General features: G+C 71.7%; 4 protein-coding genes and 1 pseudogene. All 5 read right to left on the reverse strand.

What is annotated here, in order from left to right; translation table 11 throughout:
* Positions 1 to 73: 73 nt before the first annotated feature.
* On the reverse strand, positions 74 to 1,225 hold the full coding sequence (locus tag AB0I76_RS23160) for a Gfo/Idh/MocA family oxidoreductase (protein ID WP_357039068.1): 1,152 nt from the start codon (positions 1,223 to 1,225) through the stop codon (positions 74 to 76).
* A gap of 30 nt (positions 1,226 to 1,255) precedes the next feature.
* Positions 1,256 to 2,053, reverse strand: a complete 798-nt coding sequence (locus AB0I76_RS23165; RefSeq protein WP_357039071.1) for an ABC transporter ATP-binding protein — start codon at positions 2,051 to 2,053, stop codon at positions 1,256 to 1,258.
* Between the two features lie 3 nt (positions 2,054 to 2,056).
* A complete protein-coding gene (locus AB0I76_RS23170; RefSeq protein ID WP_357039073.1) occupies positions 2,057 to 3,061 on the reverse strand; it encodes an ABC transporter substrate-binding protein in 1,005 nt (334 codons plus the stop codon).
* Positions 3,062 to 3,114: 53 nt separating this feature from the next.
* Positions 3,115 to 4,062, reverse strand: a complete 948-nt coding sequence (locus AB0I76_RS23175; protein WP_357039075.1) for an ABC transporter permease — start codon at positions 4,060 to 4,062, stop codon at positions 3,115 to 3,117.
* Between the two features lie 149 nt (positions 4,063 to 4,211).
* Positions 4,212 to 4,446 (reverse strand): annotated as a pseudogene (locus AB0I76_RS23180) (hypothetical protein); the annotation flags it as partial.

The raw sequence follows: 4,446 nt of genomic DNA on the forward strand, positions 1-4,446 counted from the left end.
GCAGGACGCGGGTGGCCGGCCCCGCCGCGCAGCCGGTGCCGGACCCCGCCGGGAAGCCGCACCTCCATCGGGTTCACAGCTCCAGCTCCGGCACCTCGAGCCGGCGACCCTCGCGGGCCGACCGCAGCCCCAGCTCGGCCAGCTGGACGCCGCGCGCGCCGGCCAGGAAATCCCAGCGGAACGGCTCCCCGACCGCGACGTGCCGCAGGAACGCCTCCCACTGCACCTTGAAGCCGTTGTCGAAGTCGTCGTTGTCCGGCACCTCGGTCCACTGCGCCCGGAAGTCCTCGGTGACGGGCAGGTCGGGGTTCCACACCGGCTTCGGGGTGACCGCCCGGTGCTGCGTCCGGCAGGTGCGCAGGCCGGCCACCGCGCTGCCCTCGGTGCCGTCGACCTGGAACTCGACCAGCTCGTCGCGGTGCACCCGCACGCACCACGACGAGTTGAGCTGGGCGACCGCCCCGCCGTCGAGTTCGAAGATCCCGTACGCGGCGTCGTCGGCGGTCGCCCGGTAGGTGCGGCCGGCCTCGTCGACGCGCTCGGGGACGTGCGTGGCGGTGACGCAGGAGACCGACCGCACCCGCCCGAACAGCTCCTCCAGCACGTACTGCCAGTGCGGGAACATGTCGACGACGATGCCGCCGCCGTCCTCGGACCGGTAGTTCCAGGAGGGACGCTGGGCGGGTTGCCAGTCCCCCTCGAACACCCAGTAGCCGAACTCGCCGCGCACCGACAGGATTCGGCCGAAGAAGCCCCCGTCGATGAGGCGCTTCAGCTTGCGCAGCCCGGGCAGGAAGAGCTTGTCCTGGACCACGCCGGTCCGGACGCCGGCGGCGCGGGCCGCACGGGCCAGGTCCAGCGCGCCGCCGGTCTCCTCGGCGAGGGGCTTCTCGGTGTAGACGTGCTTGCCGGCCTCCAGCGCGGCCCGGATCGCCTTCTCCCGCTGCTGGGTGACCTGGGCGTCGAAGTAGATCTCGACGTCCTCGCGGGCGAGGGCACCGGTCAGGTCGGTGGTCCAGTCGTCCAGGCCGTGCCGCTCGGCGATCTCCCGGAGCTTGGTGGCGTTCCGCCCGACCAGCACCGGGTGCGGCCAGAGGGTCGTCCCGTCGGCCAGGGGCACGCCGCCCTGTTCGCGGATGGCCAGTAGGGAGCGCACCAGGTGCTGGCGGTAGCCCATCCGGCCGGTGACGCCGTTGACGATGATGCCGATCGACCTGCGGGTCATGGTGATCCTTCCGTCGTACGGGTGGCCTGCTCAGTGGTTCGCGGCAACGCTGCCGAGCAACCCGCGCAGGTCGGTGGCGAGGCGGTCGAAGCGGGAGTCCGACATGACCTGGGCGTAGTCGCGGTGCGCGGGCAGGTCGACGTCGAAGGTGCGCAGGATGCGCCCGGGTCGAGGGCTCATCAGCACCACCCGGGTGCCGAGGAAGACCGCCTCGGCGATCGAGTGGGTCACCAGCACCACGGTGGTGCCGGTCTCCCGCCAGATCCGGTTCAGTTCGGCGTTCATCTGCTCCCGGGTGAGGGCGTCGAGGGCGCCGAACGGCTCGTCCATGAGCAGGACCGGCGGGGCGTGCAGCAGCGCGCGGCACAGGGCCACCCGCTGCTGCATGCCGCCGGACAGCTCGTGCGGCAGGGCCTTCTCGAAGCCCCGCAGCCCGGTCATCTCGATCAGGGCGTCGGCGCGCTCGGCGGCGACGCGACGGTCCATGCCCCGCATCTCCGCCTGGAGCAGGATGTTGGCCCGCGCTCCGCGCCACTCCAGCAGGGCGGCCCGCTGGAAGACGAAACCGATGTCCTTCTGCGGACCGGCGACCGGCCGGCCCATCAGCGACACGTCGCCGCTGGTGGGCCGGACCAGTCCGGCCACGATCTTCAGCAGCGTCGACTTGCCGCAGCCCGACGGGCCGACGATGGTGACGAACTCACCCGGGGTGATGTGCAGCGAGACGTCGTCCAGGGCGGTGGTCTGCGACCGCTTCGAGGTGAACCGGACGCTCACCCCGGAGATGTCGATGGCGGTGCCGGTCCGTACCGGCGCGCTGGCGGTCACCGGTCAGCCCTGAGCCGCGTAGGAGGCGTCCCAGTACGCGGTGGGCGCACCCGGGTTCTTCAGCTCCGCGTAGCGGGCCATCAGGTCGACGGTCTCGCTCCACTGGGCGTCGGTGTTGACGCCGGGGGCGGCGTCGGTGCCGATCAGCGGCAGGGCGAGGGCGAGCTGCTTGGTGAGCACCTCGGCAGGCGGCTCGTTCTCGGCCAGCTCGCTCATCGCGGAGACCGCGCCGGGGGCGTCCTTCGCGGCCTCGGTCCAGGACTTCTGGGTCGCCCGGACGAACTTGCGGGCCAGTTCCGGGTCCTTCTCGAGGGTCTCCGTGTTGGCCACCAGGCCGGTGCCGAGCAGGTTCATCCCGTAGTCGGCGAAGAGCAGCACGTCGACCTTCTTGCCGGTCTTGTTCTCGATGGTCGGTGCCTGGTCGTGGAAGAAGCCCATGATGGCGTCGACCTTGCCCTCGGCCAGCGCGGCGATCTTGCCGGCCGCGTCGACGTTGACCACCTTGACGTCACTCTGCTTCAGGCCGTTCTTCTCCAGCCAGGCCGGGAAGGTGGCGTAGAGGGCGTCGCCGGGGGTGCCGCCGACGGTCTTGCCCTTGAGGTCGGCGGGGGTCTTGATGTTCTTGTCGGCGAAGAACTCCACCGAGGCGGGGCCCTTCTCCAGGTACGAGCCCAGGCTGCGGACCGGCATGCCGCTGGCGACGGACTTCAGCAGCGCCGGGCTGTCCGCCCAGCCGAACTCGGTCTGCTTCTGGGCGACCTGCTTGATGGTGTTGCCGGAGCCGTTGCCGGGCTGGATCTTCAGGTCGATGCCCTCGGCGGCGTAGAAGCCCTTCTCCAGGCCGTAGTAGAAGGGTGCGTGCTCGCCGTAGGGAACCCAGTTGAGGGTCAGGGTGACGCTCTTGTTCCCGCCGGCCCCGCCGGCGTCGGCGGAGTCGTCGTCGCCACAGCCGGTGGCGGCGAACAGCAGGGCGGTGGACAGGAGCAGGGCGGTGGCGGTGCGCTTCATCGGTGCCTCCGTGCTGGTGAGGAACTCGGGAGGGTGCGCGGATCTGCGGGTGGTCAGGAGGTGGTGAGCGGCACGCCGGTGCGGCGGCTGGCGTGCCACGGGATGAGCAGCGCCTCGGCGATCTCGACGAGGACGAACAGGACGATGCCGATGGCGGACATGAGGATCAGGTCGGCGAAGAGCAGCGCCGAGTCGAGGTTGCCGTTGGCCAGCAGCAGGACGTAGCCGAGCCCTTCGCTGGCGCCGACGAACTCGCCGACCACGGCACCGACCACGGCGAGGGTGACGGCGACCTTGAGGCCGGCCATCAGGTGCGGCAGGGCGTTGGGAAACCGGATCTTGCGGAACGTGCGCCACGGACCGGCACCCATGGTGGACGCCAGGTCGAGCAGCTCCGGGTCGGTGGAGCGCAGGCCGGCCACCCCGGAGATCACCACCGGGAAGAACGCGATGAGCACGGCCAGGATGACCTTCGGTGCCAGACCTAGCCCGAACCACACCACCAGCAGCGGCGCGATGGCGATCTTCGGGATGACCTGTGCGAAGAGGACGATCGGGTAGAGCGCCTTGTCCAGGGTGCGGGAGTAGGCGATGGCGACGGCGGTGGCCAGGCCCAGCGCGGCGGCGAGGACGAAGCCGAGGACCGTCTCGTAGAGGGTGACCAGGGTGTGCCGGGCCAGTTCGGACCACTGGGTGGTCATCGTCGTCCACACCTGACCGGGGGTGGGGACGAGGTAGTTCGGCACGTACTCGCGGGCGGCGACGAACCACCAGGCGGCGAAGACCGCCGCCAGCACGAGGGCGGGACGCCACAGGGCGTCGGCGAGGGTGGTGAGCCGCCGGCCGAGGCCGGGACCGGGCGGGCGCCCGGCCGGTGCCCCGGTCGCGGCCGGGGTGGTGGTGTGGTCGGCCGGGTCCGGCTCACCGACCCGGTCGCCGGGTGTTCCGGCCGCCGGCGCGACGGGCCGGCGGCCCCCGGTGTCCAGAGCGTTCTCGGTCACGCGGATCCTCCTTCGAGCCCGGGAATGTCCCGTGGGACCGGGCCGGGTCGGCGAGTCAGGCAAACGCTTTCCTGGGAGCGTAGGGCGCGGTTTTCCCTCAGGCAAGGGCTTTCCTGGATCTGTTTGCGAAGCGCCCTCGGCCGGGCCGGTCAGCCGCCGGCCGGGTAGGTGTCCAGCAGGCCGCACATGCCGAGACGGCCCCGCTCGGCCGGCTCCCCCGCCGCCCACACCCGGGCACCCTGAAGGTGCGCGGCGTCGCCCCGGTCCAGCGCGTCGAGCTGGTGCCCGAGCCCGGGAGTGGTACGCGCACTGGATCGGCCGGGAGTTCCCCCACCTGGTGCCCCGCTACCGCGAGCTGTACCGGGCGGGAGCGTACGCGCCGCA

The organism is Micromonospora sp. NPDC049799 (genome assembly GCF_040656655.1).
GTDB lineage: Bacteria > Actinomycetota > Actinomycetes > Mycobacteriales > Micromonosporaceae > Micromonospora.

Coding starts and splice junctions, on each gene's coding strand:
- AB0I76_RS23160 (WP_357039068.1), bottom strand. CDS start 1,225: ATGACCCGCAGGTCGATCGGCATCATCGTCAACGGCGTCACCGGCCGG.
- AB0I76_RS23170 (WP_357039073.1), bottom strand. CDS start 3,061: ATGAAGCGCACCGCCACCGCCCTGCTCCTGTCCACCGCCCTGCTGTTC.